17 protein-coding genes are annotated in these 18049 nt (G+C 69.0%); 8 read left to right on the forward strand and 9 right to left on the reverse strand.

Features of this window, described 5'->3' with window-relative positions; genetic code table 11:
- Window positions 1-207 precede the first annotated feature (207 nt).
- The 4 genes from AUL36_RS06190 to AUL36_RS06205 all read right to left on the reverse strand — a co-directional run bounded on the left by AUL36_RS06190 (window position 208) and on the right by AUL36_RS06205 (window position 5455).
- Entirely contained in the window at window positions 208-1545 is a 1338-nt protein-coding gene (locus AUL36_RS06190; RefSeq protein WP_062218998.1) for a hypothetical protein, read from the reverse strand.
- A 109-nt stretch (window positions 1546-1654) separates the two neighbouring features.
- Entirely contained in the window at window positions 1655-3910 is a 2256-nt protein-coding gene (locus AUL36_RS06195) for a xanthine dehydrogenase family protein molybdopterin-binding subunit (protein WP_062219000.1), read from the reverse strand.
- Window positions 3903-4961 (reverse strand): FAD binding domain-containing protein, encoded by a 1059-nt coding sequence (locus AUL36_RS06200; protein ID WP_062219002.1) that lies wholly within the window; start codon window positions 4959-4961, stop codon window positions 3903-3905. The genes AUL36_RS06195 and AUL36_RS06200 overlap by 8 nt, the downstream gene beginning before the upstream one ends.
- Window positions 4958-5455, reverse strand: a complete 498-nt coding sequence (locus AUL36_RS06205) for a (2Fe-2S)-binding protein (RefSeq protein WP_062219004.1) — start codon at window positions 5453-5455, stop codon at window positions 4958-4960. The genes AUL36_RS06200 and AUL36_RS06205 overlap by 4 nt, the downstream gene beginning before the upstream one ends.
- A gap of 192 nt (window positions 5456-5647) precedes the next feature.
- Here AUL36_RS06205 and AUL36_RS06210 point away from each other — a divergent pair, with 192 nt between their 5' ends.
- Together AUL36_RS06210 and AUL36_RS06215 are read left to right on the forward strand one after the other, a co-directional pair.
- Window positions 5648-6241 (forward strand): TetR/AcrR family transcriptional regulator, encoded by a 594-nt coding sequence (locus AUL36_RS06210; protein ID WP_244497052.1) that lies wholly within the window; start codon window positions 5648-5650, stop codon window positions 6239-6241.
- Window positions 6242-6424: 183 nt separating this feature from the next.
- Window positions 6425-7876 (forward strand): NCS1 family nucleobase:cation symporter-1, encoded by a 1452-nt coding sequence (locus AUL36_RS06215; RefSeq protein ID WP_156418283.1) that lies wholly within the window; start codon window positions 6425-6427, stop codon window positions 7874-7876.
- Window positions 7877-7963: 87 nt separating this feature from the next.
- Here AUL36_RS06215 and AUL36_RS06220 read toward each other — a convergent pair whose 3' ends face one another.
- From AUL36_RS06220 to AUL36_RS06240, 5 genes are all read right to left on the reverse strand, one after another.
- Window positions 7964-9511 (reverse strand): DHA2 family efflux MFS transporter permease subunit, encoded by a 1548-nt coding sequence (locus AUL36_RS06220; protein ID WP_062219006.1) that lies wholly within the window; start codon window positions 9509-9511, stop codon window positions 7964-7966.
- Complete coding sequence (locus AUL36_RS06225; RefSeq protein WP_062219008.1) at window positions 9508-10629, reverse strand: HlyD family secretion protein; 1122 nt, start codon at window positions 10627-10629, stop codon at window positions 9508-9510. Before AUL36_RS06225 ends, AUL36_RS06220 begins: the two co-directional genes overlap by 4 nt.
- Window positions 10630-10819: 190 nt before the next feature.
- The gene (locus tag AUL36_RS06230; RefSeq protein WP_062219010.1) at window positions 10820-11344 is read right to left on the reverse strand and encodes a hypothetical protein; all 525 of its coding nucleotides are present in this window, start codon (window positions 11342-11344) and stop codon (window positions 10820-10822) included.
- On the reverse strand, window positions 11341-11907 hold the full coding sequence (gspM, locus tag AUL36_RS06235; protein WP_062219013.1) for a type II secretion system protein GspM: 567 nt from the start codon (window positions 11905-11907) through the stop codon (window positions 11341-11343). The genes AUL36_RS06230 and gspM overlap by 4 nt, the downstream gene beginning before the upstream one ends.
- Window positions 11904-12992: a PilN domain-containing protein gene (locus AUL36_RS06240; protein ID WP_062219015.1), complete on the reverse strand. Its 1089-nt coding sequence runs from the start codon at window positions 12990-12992 to the stop codon at window positions 11904-11906. Before AUL36_RS06240 ends, gspM begins: the two co-directional genes overlap by 4 nt.
- 176 nt (window positions 12993-13168) lie before the next feature.
- Here AUL36_RS06240 and AUL36_RS06245 point away from each other — a divergent pair, with 176 nt between their 5' ends.
- From AUL36_RS06245 to AUL36_RS06270, 6 genes are all read left to right on the forward strand, one after another.
- Window positions 13169-14923, forward strand: coding sequence for a GspE/PulE family protein (locus AUL36_RS06245; protein ID WP_062219017.1), 1755 nt, complete (start codon window positions 13169-13171; stop codon window positions 14921-14923).
- Window positions 14920-16134, forward strand: coding sequence for a type II secretion system F family protein (locus AUL36_RS06250; RefSeq protein WP_244497053.1), 1215 nt, complete (start codon window positions 14920-14922; stop codon window positions 16132-16134). Before AUL36_RS06245 ends, AUL36_RS06250 begins: the two co-directional genes overlap by 4 nt.
- On the forward strand, window positions 16131-16583 hold the full coding sequence (locus AUL36_RS06255) for a GspH/FimT family pseudopilin (protein WP_062219019.1): 453 nt from the start codon (window positions 16131-16133) through the stop codon (window positions 16581-16583). Before AUL36_RS06250 ends, AUL36_RS06255 begins: the two co-directional genes overlap by 4 nt.
- Complete coding sequence (locus AUL36_RS06260) at window positions 16580-17005, forward strand: PulJ/GspJ family protein (RefSeq protein WP_062219021.1); 426 nt, start codon at window positions 16580-16582, stop codon at window positions 17003-17005. Before AUL36_RS06255 ends, AUL36_RS06260 begins: the two co-directional genes overlap by 4 nt.
- On the forward strand, window positions 16995-17657 hold the full coding sequence (locus AUL36_RS06265) for a hypothetical protein (protein ID WP_062219023.1): 663 nt from the start codon (window positions 16995-16997) through the stop codon (window positions 17655-17657). Before AUL36_RS06260 ends, AUL36_RS06265 begins: the two co-directional genes overlap by 11 nt.
- A 120-nt stretch (window positions 17658-17777) precedes the next feature.
- Window positions 17778-18049 (forward strand): hypothetical protein (locus tag AUL36_RS06270; protein ID WP_156418284.1); only part of this gene is annotated, 272 nt, incomplete at its 3' end.

Consider the following 18049-nt stretch of genomic DNA (forward strand, 5'->3'; position numbering starts at 1 on the left):
CCTGCATCCGAATGCCCCAGATATCCGCATCAGCCAGAACGACGCAAAGATCGTTCCCTCTTCGGTGCTGCCTTCATCAAGGTTCTCATCCGTCGCGCGGCGGCCTGAATGCCGAATCGAAGGCGGCTAATGCGCGAGAGTTGGCCCGACTTTACGAACGAGCCTCCGCACCCCCATACGCCGGGGCATCGCCTCGATTCGAAGCCCTCAGCCTTTCGGCGCGTCCAAACCCAGTTCATGGCGGAGCCAGCCGAAATCGAAGGCTGCTGCGGCCTGCTTGGGGTCGTGAGCCTTGGCCGAATGCGCCTCCAAACCTTTCAGCCAGTCGGCCAATTCCCCCTTCCGGTCTCCGCCCGCGGCGGCTGCGCGCGGCGATTGATGGCCCAGGGCGGCCACGGGCCGGTCCAGCGCCCGGCGGTAATAGCCCGTGAGGAAGCCGTGCTCGCGCCCGGTCAGGTCCTCCGGCGAGAGGCCCTCGATGTCTCCTAAGCCGGCATAATGGCGCTCTATCTGGATCGTCGGCGCCAGCAGGACCTCGCCGAGCGCCTCTTCCAGACGCGCGGCGCCTTGCTCGGCGCGTGCCGCCGATTGGCTGAGAAGCACGACGACGCGCTCCTCCAGGGCGATCTGGAACAGCGCGATCCGCCCCTTCCCGGCGTCGATCTCGGTCGAGATTTCCAGCGGAGTGGCTGTGTCCGTGACGGTTGCGAGCGAGCCCCAGACCTTGGGGCGAAGCGGGGTCAGCCCTTCCGCCGCGTTCAGACGCGCGGCGATTTCCGACGTGCGCGCGCCGGATGCAAGCGGGTAGCGGAATTCGTGAAGGAGGGGTTCTTCGTCATCGGTGTTGCGGGCCGTCCGCAGCTGGTCGATGACGCGCGGCAGCATGTCGAGCAGCCAGACATGCGTGATGAAAGGTGCGAGCGCATCCGGGCTTTCGGCCTCCGAATGCTCCTGCGTCGGCGTGACCGGCGCGCGGTCGGACGCGGTGTCCGGCTCCGCGAAACGATCCTGAATTCGAGCCGCGACCTCGTCGCGGCAGGGCAGGAGCCCGCTTGCCAGAACCACCCGGTCGTTCAGCCGGACGAGCCGCGCCGCGATCCGGTCCCCCGATTGTAGGGGCATCGGCAGTTCGGCGCCGCGCTCGAACACCTGCACGGGCTCTCCGCGGGCAAGACAATCGCGCGCGAAAAAGGACTCGCCCGGCACGACCTCGCTCAGCTCGTAAAGGCCCATCCGCGAGGTGCGAATGCCCGCGATATAGGCTTTGGCGCGCGGGCTTTCCTTCCAACCACGCTTCTTGAGATAGGTGTCGGCAAGATTGCGGCCGTCTTCGCCCATCTCGCGCGTCAGGAAATCCTCGAAGGCGCAGTCCCAAAGCGCGGTCCCCAGATCGGGGCCGAGCGCGGTTTCCAGATCGTCATAGTCGAGGCGCAGGGTGTCGAGCGCCGAGCCCATATGCTCTGTCAGAACTTCCTCGAACAGGCTGCCCCATTCGGGGCGGTCGATGAACCGCATCACGCCCGCGAGTTCCTGTCCTGTGGTCATGCCGGGGGCTCCCTCTTCCGCGTCACCCCGCTTTGCCAGCAGACAGCGACCTTGCGCAAGACGCGAGAGGCGCGGGGCGTCGGATCGGGCCGATCCCCGCGCCCTTCCTTCAATCCAGAAGGTCCGTCAGGCGGATCGGGAAGCGGCGCAGCCGCCGGCCCGTCGCATGCCAGACGGCGTTGGCGATGGCCCCCGCGGTGCCCGTGATGCCGATTTCGCCGACGCCCTTGATGCCGAGCGCGTTCACATGCTGATCGTCCTCATGCACCAGGATCGCCTCCATGGCCGGAATATCGGCCTGAACGGGTATCTGGTATTCGGCAAGATCGGCGTTCATCACCCGGCCCGTGCGCGGGTCGCTCACGCCCTCCTCGTGCAGCGCGAAGGACAGGCCCCAGATCATGCCGCCGAAAAGCTGGCTTTGCACCATGCGCGGATTGATGATGCGCCCGGCCGCGAAGGCTCCGACCAGCCGTGTGACGCGGATCTGGCCGAGATCGGGATCGACGGACACGTCCGCAAAGACCGCGCCATGGGCGTGCATGGCATAGGCCTCCTGCGCCGCGCCGTCCGGCTGCGCCGCCCCTTCCGCCTCGATATGGGTGAGACCGGCGCGCGCGAGAATATCCGAGAAGCTCTCGCCCCGGCTCTCGTCATCGCGCCGGACGAGCCGCCCGCCGCGCGCGACCGTGCCGACATTGCCGGCCCCGAAGAGCGGCGAGGCTTCATCCTTGACGGCGAGGTCCGCCAGCTTGGCGATGGCATTCGCCCCGGCCTGATGCAGCGCCACGCCGGCGGTCGCCGTGTGGCCCGAGCCGCCGGCAATGCCGGCATCGGGCAGGTCGGACGTGCCGGCGCGGAACTCCACGGCGTCGATGTCGAGGCCGAGCGCGTCGGCGGCGATCTGGGCGAGCGCCGTCCAGGCCCCCTGCCCCATATCGTGCGCGCCGGTTTCCATGAGGCCGCTGCCATCCCGGCGGATCGTGGCGCGCGCCTTCGCCTGGAACATCAGCGCCGGGAAGGTCGCCGTGCCGACACCCCAGCCTCTCAAGCGCCCGGCCTCGTCCCGCATCGCGCGGGGCTCCAGCGGACGCGTGTCCCAGCCGAAGCGCTCCGCCCCCTGATGGTAGCATTCGCGCAGGGCCTTGGAGGAAAAGGGCTTGCCGGAGATCGGCTCGACCTCGGCATAGTTCTTCAAGCGGAACGCGAGCGGGTCGAGGCCCGCGGCTTGTGCCGCCTCGTCGATGGCGCTTTCCAGCGCGACCGAGCCCGGCGCCTCGCCCGGCGCGCGCATGAAGAGCGGCGTGCCGGTATCCAGCCGTACGGCCTCGTAGCTCGTGCGGATGGCGGGGCTGGCATAGAGCGTGTGCGCGACATCGGCGGCGGCTTCGAAGAAGTCGTCATAGGTGCTCGACGCCGTGCGCGTGTGGTTCTCGATGGCGGTGAGACTCCCGCCCTCGTCCATCCCGATGCGGATGCGCTGGCGCGTCGGCGCGCGGTGGCCGACAGGGCCGAACATCTGCTCGCGCTTCACCACGAGCTTCACCGGCCGCCCGGTCAGCTTCGCGGCCATGATGCCGAGCACCTGCGGCCCGGCCGGGAAGCCCTTGGAGCCAAACCCGCCGCCGAGATAGGGGCTGCGGATATGGATATTCTCCGGCGGAATGCCGAAGAGCCCGGCCAGCCGTCCCTGCGCCATGACGAGCGCCTGGCTCGGCATGTCGAGCGAGAGCCGGTCGCCCTCCCAGACGGCGACGACGCCGTGCGGCTCCATCGGATTGTGATATTGCGCCGGGGTTTCATAGGTTGCCTCGACACGATGCGCGGCGGCGCTGAGGCCCGCCTCGACATCGCCCTTCTCGGCCTTGGGCGGATTGCCGACGCCCACCGAAGACGGCGCGAAGACCTCCGCCCCGTCCAGCCCGACGCGCGCCGTCTCGGCCTCGAAGCGCGGGGCGAGAAGCGCCGCGCCCTCCGTCGCCGCCTCCAGCGTTTCGGCGATCACAACCGCGACCGGCTGGCCAGCATAGCGCACGTGGTCGTTCTGCAGGAGATCGAGCCGGAACATGAAGGGGTTGGACTTCTCGTCCGGGTCCGAGGCCAGCGCCGGGCAGTTCTCGTGCGTCATCACAGCGACCACGCCCGGATGAGCCTTGGCGGCGGCTAGGTCCAGCGACACGAGCCGCCCGCGCGCGACCGTCGAGACGGCGAGCACGGCATAGAGCATTCCCGGCGGATGGTTGTCGGCGGCAAAGCGCGCCGCGCCCGTCACCTTCAGCACGCCCTCGCGCCGCGTCATGGGCTGGCCGATATTGGAGCCGTGCCGCGTGTGGCGGGCTTCGCGGGTCGGAGCGATCTCAGACATGGGACACCTCGGAGGACGAGCTGGCGAAGGCGGAGGCCGGCAGCGCGGGTAGGCGCTCTGGCGTGCCAGCGGCGGCGAGTTGCAGCGCGCGGGTGAGCGTGCGGCGCGCGAGCGTGATCTTGGCCGCATTGTCGCCGGAGGGGCGGGCTTCGCGGAGCGCCAGTTCGGCCGCGCGCTCGAACGTCTCACGGTTCGGCTCCTGGCCCACGAGAAGCGCTTCGGCCTCCGGCGCGCGCCAAGGCTTCAGCGCGACGCCGCCGAGCGCAACGCGCGCTTCCGCAATACGCCCGCCGTCGAGCCGCAGCATGGCGGCAGCGGAGACGAGCGCAAAGGCGTAGGACGTGCGCTCGCGGACCTTCAGATAGCGCGAATGCGCGGCGAAAGCGGCGGCCTCGGGCGGCAGACGCACCGCGACGATCATTTCGCCCGGCTCCAGCACCGTTTCGCGATCCGGCCTGTCGCCGGGCAGCAGGTGGAACTCGGTGAGCGGCACCTCGCGCCGCCCGCCCCGGCCTTCGATCTCGACCATCGCCCCAAGCGCTGCCAGCGGCACGCAGAAATCGGACGGGTGGGTCGCGATGCAATGATCGCTCCAACCGAGCACGGCATGGGCGCGGTTCTCGCCACCCAGCGCGTCGCAGCCCGTGCCGGGCTCGCGCTTGTTGCAGGCGCTCACTGTATCGTAGAAATAGCGGCAGCGCGTGCGTTGCAGAAGATTGCCGCCCGTGGTGGCGACATTGCGCAGCTGGGCCGACGCGCCCGACAGAAGCGCCTCGGCCACGGCCGGATAGCGCGCGGCAAAGGCGCGGTCATGGGCAAGATCGGCATTGCGCACCAGCGCGCCGATGCGCGTGGCCCCGTCGCTCAGCGTCTCGACCTCGGAGAGGTCCGGCAGGCGCGTGATGTCCACGACGCGCGCGGGCCGGGACACGCCGCCTTTCATGAGGTCGAGGAGATTGGTGCCGGCGGCGAGATAGGCCGCGCCGGGCTCGGACGCGGCCGCCACGGCCTCCGCGATGGTCTGCGGCCTGATATAATCGAAGCGGTTCATTCGGCAGCCTCCCGTGCGGGCGCGCTCATCACGCGCTGCGCCTCGATCACCGCCTCGGCAATGCCCGCATAGGCACCGCAGCGGCAGAGATTGCCGCTCATGCCCTCGCGCACGCGCTCGGGATCGTCGCCCGCCTGCCCCTCCAAAATGAGACCGACCGCGCTCATGATCTGGCCGGGCGTGCAATAGCCGCATTGGAACCCGTCATGCGCGATGAAGGCCGCCTGCACGGGATGCAGCGCGCCGTTGACCGCCAGCCCTTCGATCGTGGTGATCTCGGCGCCGTCGAGGCTGATCGCCAGCGCGAGGCAGCTGTTCACCCGCTTGCCGTCCACCAGCACCGTGCAGGCGCCGCACTGGCCCCGGTCGCAGCCTTTCTTGGTGCCGGTGAGATCCAGCCGCTCGCGCAGGAGATCGAGCAGCGTCACGCGCGGATCGTCCAGCGCGATCTCGCGCCGCTCGCCATTGATGGTGAGTTGAAGTGTCGGGTTCATGCCGTCACCTTTTCAGTGATATGTCGAACCGAAGAACGGGGCCGCGCCCCGAGACCGGACACGCAGCGAAGGCGACGACGGGCGAAGAGCGACTCGAGGCTCGGTCCTTCGTCTCCCTGAATATTATACGGAGGCACCCTCCGCTTTCAAGGCTGGAGGCGTTCTAGATTCGACATGGCCCAAGATCGTCCGTTGACAACTCCCCCCGCCCGCAAGCCGCGCGCCGACAGCGTGAAGAACCGCGAGCGTCTGCTGCTGGCGGCGGCGGAGGTGTTTCGCGCCGGGGGGCCGGAGGCGAGCCTGGAAGCCGTGGCGCGGCGCGCGGGTGTCGGCATCGGCACGCTCTACCGGCATTTCCCGACGCGCGAGGCGCTGTTCGAGGCCGTCTATCGACGCGAGGTCGAGCAACTGGTGGACCTCGCCGCCCAGCTTTGCGAGCGCGAGCCGCCGATCCAAGCGCTTCGCCTCTGGCTCCACGCGGGCGTCGGCATGGCGGCGACAAAGCGCGGGATGCTGACGGCGCTGGCCCTTGCGATCGACAGTTCCAGCGAAATCTACGCCTACTCCTTCGCGCATCTGACGCGCGCGCTGGAGGCGCTTCTGTCGCGCGCCTCTGCGGCCGGTGCGATCCGGGCCGATGTCGGGCCGGAAGATGTGCTCCAAGCCATGGTGGGCCTCTCCATGATGGGGCGTCAGCCCGGCTGGGAAGCCAACGCGATCCGGCTTCTCGACATTTTCGTGGATGGACTCGGGGCATCGGCCATCGGGAACATGCCCGAGAGCTGACGAGCGGATCGAGACGAGGCGGGCGCTGGCGCATTCGCAACCGAGCCTCCCGGTCTCGGCCACTCAGTCTTCCAGCGGATAACGCTCACGTGATGGTTGCCAAGTGCTTTCGATAGCGCGAGCATCTGCGCGCGGCCGCACGGGGGTTGTCGGCTGGCCGCGGCAGCGCAAGGAGGACCAGACGTGCACCCCATTCCGAATGCTTCACCCGACCTCATCAACGAGGATCTGGCGCCCGCGCGGGAGCGCAATTGGGGGGCCTTCTCGATCTTCAACGTCTGGACGTCGGACGTTCACAGCCTCTGGGGCTATTATCTCGCCGCCAGCCTGTTTCTCTTCTGCGGCAGCTTCGTCAACTTCCTGCTGGCGATCGGCATCGGCTCGCTGATCATCTTCTGCCTGATGCATATGGTGGGCATCGCGGGTGTTCGAACGGGCGTTCCCTTCCCGGTTCTGGCGCGCGCCTCCTTCGGCATCTGGGGCGCGAACTTCCCGGCCATCGTGCGCGCCATCGTCGCCTGCTTCTGGTACGGCGCGCAGACGGCAGCCGCATCCGGCGCCATCGTCGCGCTTCTGATCCGCAACGAAAGCCTCCTCCAGTTCCACCAGTCGAGCCACATGCTCGGCCATTCGACGCTGGAACTCATCTGTTACGTCGTGATCTGGGGCCTGCAACTCCTCATCATTCAGAACGGCATGGAGACCGTGCGCAAGTTCCAGGACTGGGCCGGCCCCGCCGTCTGGGTCATGATGCTGCTGCTGGCGGTCTATCTGGTGGTGAAGTCCGGCGGCTTTTCCTTCCATCACACGATCCCGATGGACGTGCTTCTGGAAAAGACCAAGGACGCGGGCGTGCCCGGCGTGCCGGGGTCGTTTGCCGCGCTCGCCGCCGTCGCCGCGATCTGGGTCACCTACTTTTCGGCGCTCTATCTCAATTTCTGCGACTTCTCTCGCTATTGCCCGAGCGAGCGCTCGCTGACGATCGGCAATCTCTGGGGCCTGCCGGTCAATCTCATTCTCTTCTCGCTGGTGGCGGGCGTCACCACCATCGCGGCCTTCAACGTCTATGGTGAGGTGCTGCTGCATCCCGACCAGATCTCGGCCAAATTCGACAGCTGGGTTCTGGCGCTGCTCGCCGCCATCACCTTCGCGGTGGCGACGCTCGGCATCAATGTCGTGGCGAATTTCGTCTCGCCGGCCTTCGACTTCGCCAATGTCTTCCCGCGCCAGATCGACTTCAAGAAGGGCGGCTATATCGCGGCCTTCATCGCCTTGGTGCTCTATCCCTTCGCCCCGTGGGAGGGTGGCGCGGCGCATTTCGTCAACATGATCGGCAACACGATGGGTCCGATCTTCGGCGTCATGATGGTGGATTACTACCTGATCCGTCGGGGCCGGATCGACGTCGCCGCGCTCTACCAGGAGCATGGCGAATTCCGCTTCGGCAATGGCTGGCACGGCAACGCCCTTCTCGCCGCGGGCGTCGGCATTCTCTTCTCCTCCATCCTGCCGGGCCTGACCTCGATCATGCCGAGCTGGTGGGGTGTCTATGGCTGGTTCTTCGGCGTCGCCATCTCGGGCGCGCTCTACTACGCGCTGCGGACCGCGCGCGGCGCAAAGCCCGTTCCGGCCTGACGCGAAAAGGGTGAACCCTTTTCTCGCGATGACGACAGTCGTCGGCCCGCCCCAGCGGGCCGATGTCTTTCGAAGGCGTCTGTTCCCTCAATCCATCGCCATGGCCGGCTTATGAGCGGACCCGGCGTCGGGCACCTTGAGCAGGAGCAGAAGCGGCAGGGCCACGAGGCTCGCCGCCATCATCAACCGGAAGCAATCGGCATAGGCGATCACTTCCGCCTGCTGCCCAACCAGCGCGTTCACCGCAGCGCGCCCCTGCTCCGTCGTCAGGTCCAGCGTATCGCCCAGCCATTGCACGCCGCGCGCATAGGGCGAGACATGTTCGCCGAGCGAGGCGTGCAAGATCTGGCCGTTGCGCGTCAGAAGAAAGGTCATCATCGAAATGCCGACGCTGGAGCCGATATTGCGCATCAGGCTGTAGAAGCCCGTGCCCTGCGTGCGCAGCTCGGACGGTAGCGTGGCGAAAGCGACCGTGGACAGCGGCACGAAGACGAAGCCGATCCCGAAGCCCTGTATGATGCCCGTGCGGATGATCGTGGCTTCCGAGACGTCCAGGGTATAAAGGCTCATCTCGTAGAGCGCATAGGCGGTCAGCCCGAAGCCGAAGCCCAGAAGCACGCGCGCATCCACCCGCGCGATCAGCCTGCCCACCACCACCATGGCGATCATCGTGCCGATGCCGCGCGGCGCCAGAACCAGCCCGGCGGTGAGCACGGGATAGTCCAGAAGGTTTTCCAGATAGGGGCTGAGCAGAGCCAGAGTCGCCAGAAGCACCGCGCCGACGATGAAGACGAGCAACTGACTGACGACGAAGGTCCGGTCGGCGAAAAGACGGCGATCCACGAAGGTCGCGCGACGCGACGTCACCGTATGCACCACGAAGAGATAGAGCCCCAGAAGGAAGAGCGCGAGTTCGACCTGGATTTCGAGCGACGAGAACCAGTCGAGCTGTTCGCCCCGATCGAGAAAGAGCTGAAGCGCGGCGATCGCAAGACCCAAGGTCGCAAAGCCGAACAGATCGATGCGGGCCGAAGGATCTGTGCCGCGCTTGGGCAGGAAGCCGAGCGCCAGCACCAGCGCCGCCACGCCGATCGGCACGTTGACATAGAAGACCCAGCGCCAGTCGTAATATTCGGTCAGCCAGCCGCCCAACGTCGGGCCAATGATCGGCCCGAGCATGACGCCGAGGCCGAACACGGCCATGGCCTGTCCGCGCGTCGAGACAGGATAAGTGTCGAGTAGGGTGGATTGCGCGATCGGTACCAGCGGCGCGCCGAAAATGCCCTGCACGAGGCGAAACAGCACCATTTCCGTGAGGCTCGTCGCCGTGCCGCAGAGCATGGACGCTGCGACGAATCCGATGATGCAGATGATGAAGACGCGACGCCGACCGAAGCGGCGCTCCAGCCAGCCCGTGGTCGGCGTCATGATGGCGGCCGCCACGATATAGGAGGTCAGCACCCAGTTGATCTGGTCGCTCGTGGCCGAGAGCGAGCCCTGCATATAGGGCAGCGCGACATTGGCGATGGTGGAATCGAGCGCCTGCATCAAAGTCGCGATCATGACGCAGGCCGTGATCGCCGCGCGCTCGCCCGGCGTGATGTCCTCCGGCGCCGGGGCGACGGGCGCGCTCATAGGCCGACCACGCCCTTGATATCCTCCCAGAGGGTTCCCGCCGTGCGATGGTAGCCGGTCTGGATCGAGACCGTGGCGCTGGCGCCGACGCGCAGCGTGATATTGTCCGGCACGTTCTCCAGCGCGACGCGCACGGGAATGCGCTGCACGACCTTGACCCAGTTGCCGCTCGCGTTCTGCGCAGGGAGCAGCGAGAAGACCGAGCCGGATGCGGGTGCGATGCTCTGCACACGGCCCTTCAGAACGAGGTCGGGGTAATTGTCCACCACGACATTCACGGCGTCTCCGACCTTGACGTGAACGAGGTCGGTCTCCTTCAGGTTGGCGTCCACCCAGGCGTCGGTGGAGACCAGCGTGAAGGCGGGCTTGCCGCCGGTGAGGTAGGAGCCGACGGCGATATTGTCGACCTGCGTGGCGATCCCGGCGAAGGGCGCGGTGACGGTGGCCAGACGCAGGTTGCGTTCCGCGCTTTCGAGCGCCGCCTTGGCTTCCAGATAGGTCGCCTGCGATTCGAGCGGCGTATCGGCCGAGCCGCCGAGCTGCGCCAGCGTCGAGCTGGCGGAGGCCTGCGCGGCCACCAGCTGATCCTTGGCGACGCGCAGATCGCGCCGCGCGGAATCGGCCTCCTGGCGTGTGCCAACGCCCGTTTGCGCGAGATTGGTTGCCCGGTCGAACTGCTGCTGCGCGTAGGTGACATCGGCCTGGGTCTGCTGCACCTCGGCCTCGGCCTGTTTGTAGGTGAGCACGAGCCCCTTCAGCTTCTCTTCCGTCTGCTGCAGCTGCGCCTTGGCCTGATCCACGGCGATCTGGTAGGGCTCCGGGTCGAGCCGGAACAGGACCGCCCCGTCGGCCACGCGCTGGTTCTCCGACACGTCGACCTCGACCACCTGACCCGCAACCTGCGGTGTGATCGCGACATTGGGCGCGCCGATATAGGAATCGGCCTCGCTCACCGTGCCGCCGCCCCGGAAGTAGAGGAGAAGCGCGACGGCGATCAGAACGATCGGGCCAGCGAGAAGAAGAACGCGGCGCAGCGTATTTGAGCGCTGGCGTGGCGCGGCATCGGACGCCCCACCTCCGCTCGAAGCCAAATTGTCACTCCGGTTGATCTGATCCATGGCGGTCTCTGGGCTTGCGTCCCGTCGCTTCGCGGGGAAGCACGAGTGACATTTTGCCGCCTATTTTTCGCCGATGCCGAAAATGTCAACGCTTCGAGATGCAACAAAAGCGGACTCGAAACGAGGCGCGCGATCACGCGGAGAAACGCGCCCCTTTGGCAATGCACGGCAGATCGCCGAACCGGCCGCGTCAGGGCCGCAGTGCGTCGCTGGCATTGAGGATACGCTCTTCCGCGCCGCGCCGGACGGTGACACGGCGCGGCTCGATGTCGACCACATGCCAGCCGAAAGCGTCCGCTCCCTCAGGTAGCCAAGTGTCCATGCCGGCGAATAGCGCTTTGCGCGTGTCGCCGCTCGATAGAATGCCTGCCAGAACCAGCGGTGGGGCGGCGGGTGGCGCTTCGGCTTGCACCGGCGCTTCGCTCGGCAGGCGGCCCGGCCCGTTGAGCGCGCGGCGCTCGGGGTCGAACGGAGGCGCGGCCATGAACGGCCCGCCGACGAGCGGCGGCCTCTGGCGGAGCAGCGCCGGCGCTTGGCCTTCACCGCTGCTGGAAGCCGGTTCGGTCAGCGCGAGCGTCGCTAGAGCGAGCGCGGTGCAGAGCGCCAGCGCGGCGCTGCGCTCGGCCGCGCCCATGCCGGCGAAGCGGCCGGGCGTCTTCGGCGCAGGGTCGGCAAATGCGCCCGCGCCATCCGTTTCGTCCACCACCGAACTCATGGCTGCTTCCCCGCCGGCACGGGCCGGATCAGCGCGACACCGGACAGGCTCGCCGTGCCCGACAGGACGATCGTCCCGTCCGCTTCGCGCCGCGAGGCCAGCGTCAGATCGTCCACCCTGAGGACGGGTGGGCGGGTTTCGATCGCGGCGAGAAAGGTTTGCAGCCCGCCTTGCGTCGCCGTGAAGGCAATGCGCGCGCGCATCGGCGCGCCGGGGCGCTCGTCCACCGTGTCCATCTCGATGCGCTCCAGCCGCATCGCCTCGGACGGCACCGCCTCGAACACCCGGCCGCTGAAGCGGCCGCCGGCCGAGGCCGTGTCCGTCGCCACGAGAAGCGGCGCGTCGGGGCGCGCGGCGAGCGCGCTCACCGCCGCACGGCGCGCTTCGAGCCGCTGGAGGCGTTCGGTCAGTAGCCGCTCGGTTTCCAGCGCCGCGCGGTTGTCCCGCCAGCGGTCGAGCGGGCCGGAAAAGATCGGCGCGACGATCCAGACGAGAACCAGAAGGATCAGGAGCGCGAGGCCACGCCGCGCCAGCGGCGATGCGGGAAGGCGAAGCGCGGTCATGGCTGGGAGCCCTCACCGCCGGACGCGTCCAGCGCGCGAAGCGTGAAGGCGAGTTGGCCCGGCGCGGCGTCGCCCGGCGCGGGAGCCAAGAGCGCGCTGTCACGCAGTGCGCCGTGCGCCCTCTCCGCGCCCGCGCCTTGCAGGCCGATGGTCAGCCGATCGCCTTCGAGCTTGAGATCGGTTAGGACGGCGTCGCGTGGCAGCGTGCGGGCGAGATCGTCGAGGATCTGGGCTACCGGCGGACGCGATGCGCGCGCATCCAGAAAATCCGCGACGGCCCCGGCCGACAGCGCGGCGGCGGCGGGCTTGGGCGAGGCGGCGCGGGCGGCGCGAAGCGCGTCCAGTTCGGCCTCCTGTTGCCCGATCGCCAGAAAGGGCGTGGCGATCAGGATCAGAAGCGCCGCGCCGCCCGCGAGCTTGGCGAAGGGCGAAAGCGCCGCCACTCCGGCGAGCAGGCTCGGATCGTCCACGGAGAGAAGGTCCACCGGCACCGGCCGGCCTTCCCCGTGTCCGACGCCGATCCGCACCAGCGTCAAATCCGCTTCCGCAATGGCCTCCTCCAGCGCGCGGATGCGCGGGCGGGCCAGCACGACATGCACGATGTTGAGTTCGCGCGCGTCCGTGTCCTCGGTCTCGACATACCAATCGCCAAGAATCTCGGCCGGGGCGAAGGGCATCAGCCCTTCCGCCTCGTGGCGCAGGATCGCGCCGGCATGACCGAGGGCGCGCGCCGGCAGGCGCGTGCGGCGCACGAAGCAGAGATCGCGCGGCACCGAGAGGCGCAGCGTGCGCTCGGGCGCGAGTTCGGCCAGCGCGCGCAGCCGGGCGACAAGCGCCGGGCCGCTCGCCAACGCCTCGGCCGGATCGGGCAGCGCGCCTTTGCGCGGCTCGGCCAGCGCCACGGCGGCGCGCCCATCGGGCAGGAGCACGCAGTCGATCGCCGCGCGCCGACCGGCTTTGCGCGCCCGCAGGGCGTTCGGCACCATCGCGGCCAGCTCGTCCCGCCACCAGCCGAGCGCCTCGCGCGCGCGCTCCGCGAGCGACGTCCCGGCCAGCGCCTCGTGCTTGCTCTCCTGTGCGACCACTTGCGCTTCGCCTTCGCCTGCTTGGCTTCCCTTCGGTTCGATCCGCAGTCTATCCGGCAGCCGTCTACGGATTGTTAAGCAAACTCCTGTTGTGTCGAAGAGGCCGGCGCCTTTGACCCGCCCCGCTCCCTTGTCGAGCGGGCCGGCCTTTGCCGGCGGCACGGGACGGAACGGCCATGCTGGTTTGGGGATCGAAGAAAAGGCCCGGCTCGCCCGCGCCCGACAAGCGCAAGGCCGGTCGCGCGGCCGATGCCTTGAGCGCGCTCGGCTTTCTGGAGCACCTTCAGGGCACGGGCCGGCTCGAGCCTGTGAGCGCGGACCGCGCGCGCGCCGCCCTCGCCACGCAGACCTCGCTCCCCATCGTGCTCACCGAACTCGGCCTTCTATCCGAAGCCGATCTGATCGAGGCGCTCTCCGCCTATACCGGCCTGGCCGCCGTGGACGCCGACGACCTGCCCGCCGAGCCCGTTCTGCCCGAGCAGCTGCCGGGCGACTACTGCCGCCGCGCGCGGGTTCTGGCCGTGAAAGGCGGCCCGCCCGTTTGCCTCGCGCTGGTCGATCCGTTTCAGGCCGACCTCACCGGCGCGCTCGCCTATGGCTTGGGCGGCGCGGATTTCCGGCTGATCGGCCCGAGCCAGTTCGAAGCGGCGTTGCGCCGTCTCTTCGGCGAGGACGAAGCTGAGGCGCTGGACGAGGGCGCGGAAGGCGGTCTCGGCAGCGACACGGAGCGCCTGGAGGACGCCGCGCGCCAGGCGCCCATCATCCGCCTTGCGCAGTCTCTCCTGCGCACGGCCTTCGAGCTGGGCGCGTCCGACATTCACATCGAGCCGGGCGAGACCGATCTGATCGCGCGCTTTCGGGTGGACGGCGTTCTGGTGCGCCCCGAAACCCTGCCGAAAAGCGTTCATGCCGGGCTTTCGACGCGCATCAAGATCCTCGCCGAACTCAACATCGCCGAGCGCCGCCTGCCGCAGGACGGGCGCATGAAGGTGGTGGATCGCGGGCGCGAGGTGGACGTTCGCGTCTCGGTTCTCCCCACGGCGCACGGCGAAGGACTGGTGCTGCGCCTTCTCGGCCAGTCCCGCAAGGAGGGCGGCACGGACGCGCTCGGCTTCTCGCCGGCCTTGAGCGCGCGCATCCGCGCCATGGCCGACCGGCCGAACGGCATCTTCCTGATCACCGGCCCGACCGGCTCGGGCAAGACCACCACACTTTACACGCTGCTTCAGGGGCTCAACACGACCGCGACCAAGATCGTGACGGTGGAAGACCCCGTGGAATATCGCATGTCGGGGATCACGCAGGTTCAGACTCATGCGGCGATCGGGTTGGACTTCGCCGCGGCGCTGCGCTCCATCCTGCGCCAGGACCCCGATATCGTCATGGTCGGCGAAATCCGCGACGGCGAAACCGCGCGCATCGCCGTGCAGGCCGCGCTGACCGGGCATCTGGTGCTCTCCACGCTGCACACCAATTCCGCCGCCGCGGCCGTCACGCGCCTCGTGGACATGGGCGTCGAGCCTTATCTTCTGGCCGCCGTGTTGAACGGCGTCGTCGCCCAGCGATTGCTCCGGCTGCTCTGCACGGATTGCCGCCAAATAGGCCCGGCAAGCCTCGCCGAGCGCGCCGTTCTGGAGCGCGCGCGCCCGGCCTTGAAAGGCGCAGGCCCGATCGCGCTCGCCCATCCCGTCGGCTGCCCCGCCTGCAACGGCACGGGTTATCGCGGGCGAACCGTGGTGACCGAGGGGCTGGAGGTCGATCGCGCCATCTCGGCCATGATCGCGGCCGAGCGTCCAGAGCGCGAGATCGAGACGGCGGCCTGCGAGCGCGGCATGCAGACGCTTCTGGACAATGGCATCGACAAGGCGCTGGCGCTGGAAACGAGCCTGGAAGAAGTGCTGCGGCATCTGGGCGGCGGGGACGCGCTGTGACCTGGTTCCGCTTCGAGGCGCTGGACGAGCGCGGGATGAAGCGTAGTGGGCGCGTCGAGGCCGATAGCCGCGCGCGGGCCACCGCCTTGGCCGGTGCGGGCGGCCTACGCGTTCTCAAAGTCGAGCCCGTCGCCCACAAGGACAGCATCTGGCAGCGCGATCTCTTCGGCACCGGCGGCGTGAAGCGCGGCGAGCTTCTGGCCTTCGTGAAGGATCTGGCGACGTTGCTCGGCGCGGAACTGACGGTAGACCGCGCGCTGCGCCTCGCCATCCGCCAATCGCCCAAAGCCCTGCGCCCGACGCTGGACAAGGTGCTCGCCGACGTTCTGTCCGGCATCTCGCTGTCGCGCGCATTTGCGCGTCATCCCAAGATCTTCCCGCGCGAGGTCGTGGAGGTGACGGCGGCGGGCGAACTGACCGGGACGCTGGGCAAGGTGCTCGGCGATCTCGCCGTGTCGCTGACCCGCGCCGAGGATATCCGGCGGACCGTGGTTTCGGCGCTGATCTATCCGTCGCTGCTCTTCGTGATGGCGCTCGGCATTGTCGGCCTCGTGGTGGGCGTGCTCGTGCCCTCGCTGGAGCCGTTGTTCGACCAGCCCGGCGTCGAGACGCCCGGCGTTATCGCGCTGACGCGCAATCTGGAAGCGCTGGTGACCGACCATGGGCTGGCGCTGGCGCTGGGGCTCGGCGGGGCTCTGGCCGGCCTCGTCGCGCTGTGGCGTCGGCCGGGCTTCGCGGACTGGCGCGAGGGCGCGCTCCTGCGCGCGCCGCTGATCGGCCCCGTGCTCACCGGCATCGAGGCGGGGCGTCTGTGCCGCACGCTCGGCACGCTTCTGGGGGCGGAGGTCGGCCTGCCGGCGGCGATTGCCGCAACGCGCCCGGTGGCGCGCCGGCTCGTCTTCCGCCACGCGCTGGAGGACGCCGCACGGCGCATCCCGGAGGGCGCACGCCTCGCCGCCGCCCTGTCGAAGCTCGAGCCCGTCTCACCTCTGATGCTCCAGATGATCGCGGTGGGCGAAGAGGTGAATCGCGTGTCCGACATGCTGATCCGCGCGGCGGAACTGCACGAGGAGGCGGTCGAAACCCGCATCGGCCGCCTCTTCGCGGTCATGACGCCCGTGATCACCGGGTGTCTCGGCCTGTTCGTCGGCGGGCTGATCTTGTCGATCATGAGCGCGATCTTTTCCGTCAACGATCTCGCGATCCGATGAAGACCCGCCCCGGCGAAGCGGGTTTCACGCTGGTCGAGATGCTGGTGGTGCTCGCCATCATGGCGCTCGTCGCCGCCGGCTCGTCCTACGCTTTGGGCGGCAGCCGCCCGGCGCGCATGGTGGCCGCGACGGAGGATCGGCTGGTGGCCGATCTCCAGCGCACGCGGCTCGACGCCATGCGTTCGGGCCGAATGCGCAGCCTGGCCTTCGATGGCGCGGCGCGGCTCTGGCGGCGCGAAGGCGCTCAGCCTTTTCCGCTGCCGGACGGGATCACGCTGCAACTCACCACCGCGCGCGAGGCGGGGCGCGCCGGCACGAGCGAGGCGACCATCGCCTTCCTGCCGGACGGACGCTCGACGGGGGGCAAGGTCGAGATCGCCGGGGCGGGCCTGCGGCGCATGGTGGAGGTGAACTGGCTGACGGGCGCCGTGCAAAGGGCCGCGCGGTGAGCGACGCGCCTTCGCAGACAAAGGACGAAACCGCCGGAAACGCCGGCTTCGCGCTGGCGGAGGCGCTGGTGGCCTTCGCGATCCTGTCGCTGATCACGCTTGCGATGATGCGCGCCTTTTCCGGCACGACCCTCGCCTGGGGCGCCAGTGCGGCGCACGAGGCGCGGCTCGACATCGCCGCCCGGCTGATGGAGGAAGCCCGTGCCGCCGCCCCCGCAACGCCCGGTCGACGCGAGGGCACGGAAGGACGCTGGGTCTGGTGGACGGAGCTTACGCCCGTCCAGAGCGCCGGCCTGCCCCCGCCGCCCGGTGCGGCGCGGCTCTTCCGCTTCTCGGTCGGTGTCGGAGCCAAGGGCGAGCGTCACGCTCCGTCCCCGCTTCTATCGACGCTGATCCTCGCGCGAGATGGCGATGGCCGCTGACGAGGGCATGGAGCGCGGCGACGCCGGCACGACCGTAGTCGAGCTTCTGGTCGGGCTCGCGCTTCTGTCGCTGATCGCCTTGTTCATCGGACAGGGTGTCGGCGCGATCACGCGCATGGCCCCGCTCGCCACGCGCATCGACCGGAGCGCGGAACTGACGGCCGTGCGTGAGCATCTTCGGCGCACACTCAGCGAAACGGTGGCCGATCTCGGGCTCGTCGGCGGCGCGCCCTTCCGCGGCCAAGCCGAGACGCTGGCTTTTCTGGCGCCCGCCGATCCGCTTCTGGAAGTGGGCGGGCTGAACGAGATCACGCTGGCGCTGGAGCCCGGCGCGCAGGGCGGGCTGGATCTCGTGGAGCGCCGAGCCATCGCCTCGGGAGACTTGTCGCGCGCGGCCAGCCGCACGGTCCTGATCCCCGATGTCGCCTCTCTCCGCTTCGCCTATGGCGAGCCGGGCCCGGATGGGACCCCGCTCTGGCGCGCGGCGTGGCAGCGGGACGGCGCGCCGCCGGCTTTGGTGCGCATCGACATCGGGCTGAAGGCCGGCGATCGCCGCAGCGTCCCGACGCTCGTCGTTCACCCGATGGCCACGGCGCTGCCGCCGGACAAGCGCGCCAATCGTCAGCCGCTCGACGCCGCGCCGCGCCCGTGACGCAGCGGCAGGACCCCGACAGGTTCGATCCATTTTGAATGGTTAATGGTCGGCTAACCTATCGCTTAGCGCGTCCGCCGGCTTCTCCAAGGGCCGGTCGGCGCTCCTGGAATGATCGACATGGCACTATGGGCGCGGATCGGAACTGGGGGACGGAGCAGCACTCTGCGGCGTTCCGGCCTGACGCTTCTCGCCCTGACGCAGCTCCTCTCCGCATGCACCACCGCCACCGCGCCCGGCACGCGCACCACCGAGGTGCGCAGCGGGCTGGAGGCGACGCGTTCGCTCGGCAAACCGCGCGCCAGCCGGCGCGAAGGCATTTTCGGCTCGTCCTTCCGCCGCGCGCCCTCCGAGGTGGTTCTCTCGGGCGGCACGGCGGGCGGCCCCGCCTC

It is taken from the genome of Aureimonas sp. D3, assembly GCF_001463805.1.
Classification (GTDB): domain Bacteria; phylum Pseudomonadota; class Alphaproteobacteria; order Rhizobiales; family Rhizobiaceae; genus Aureimonas; species Aureimonas ureilytica_A.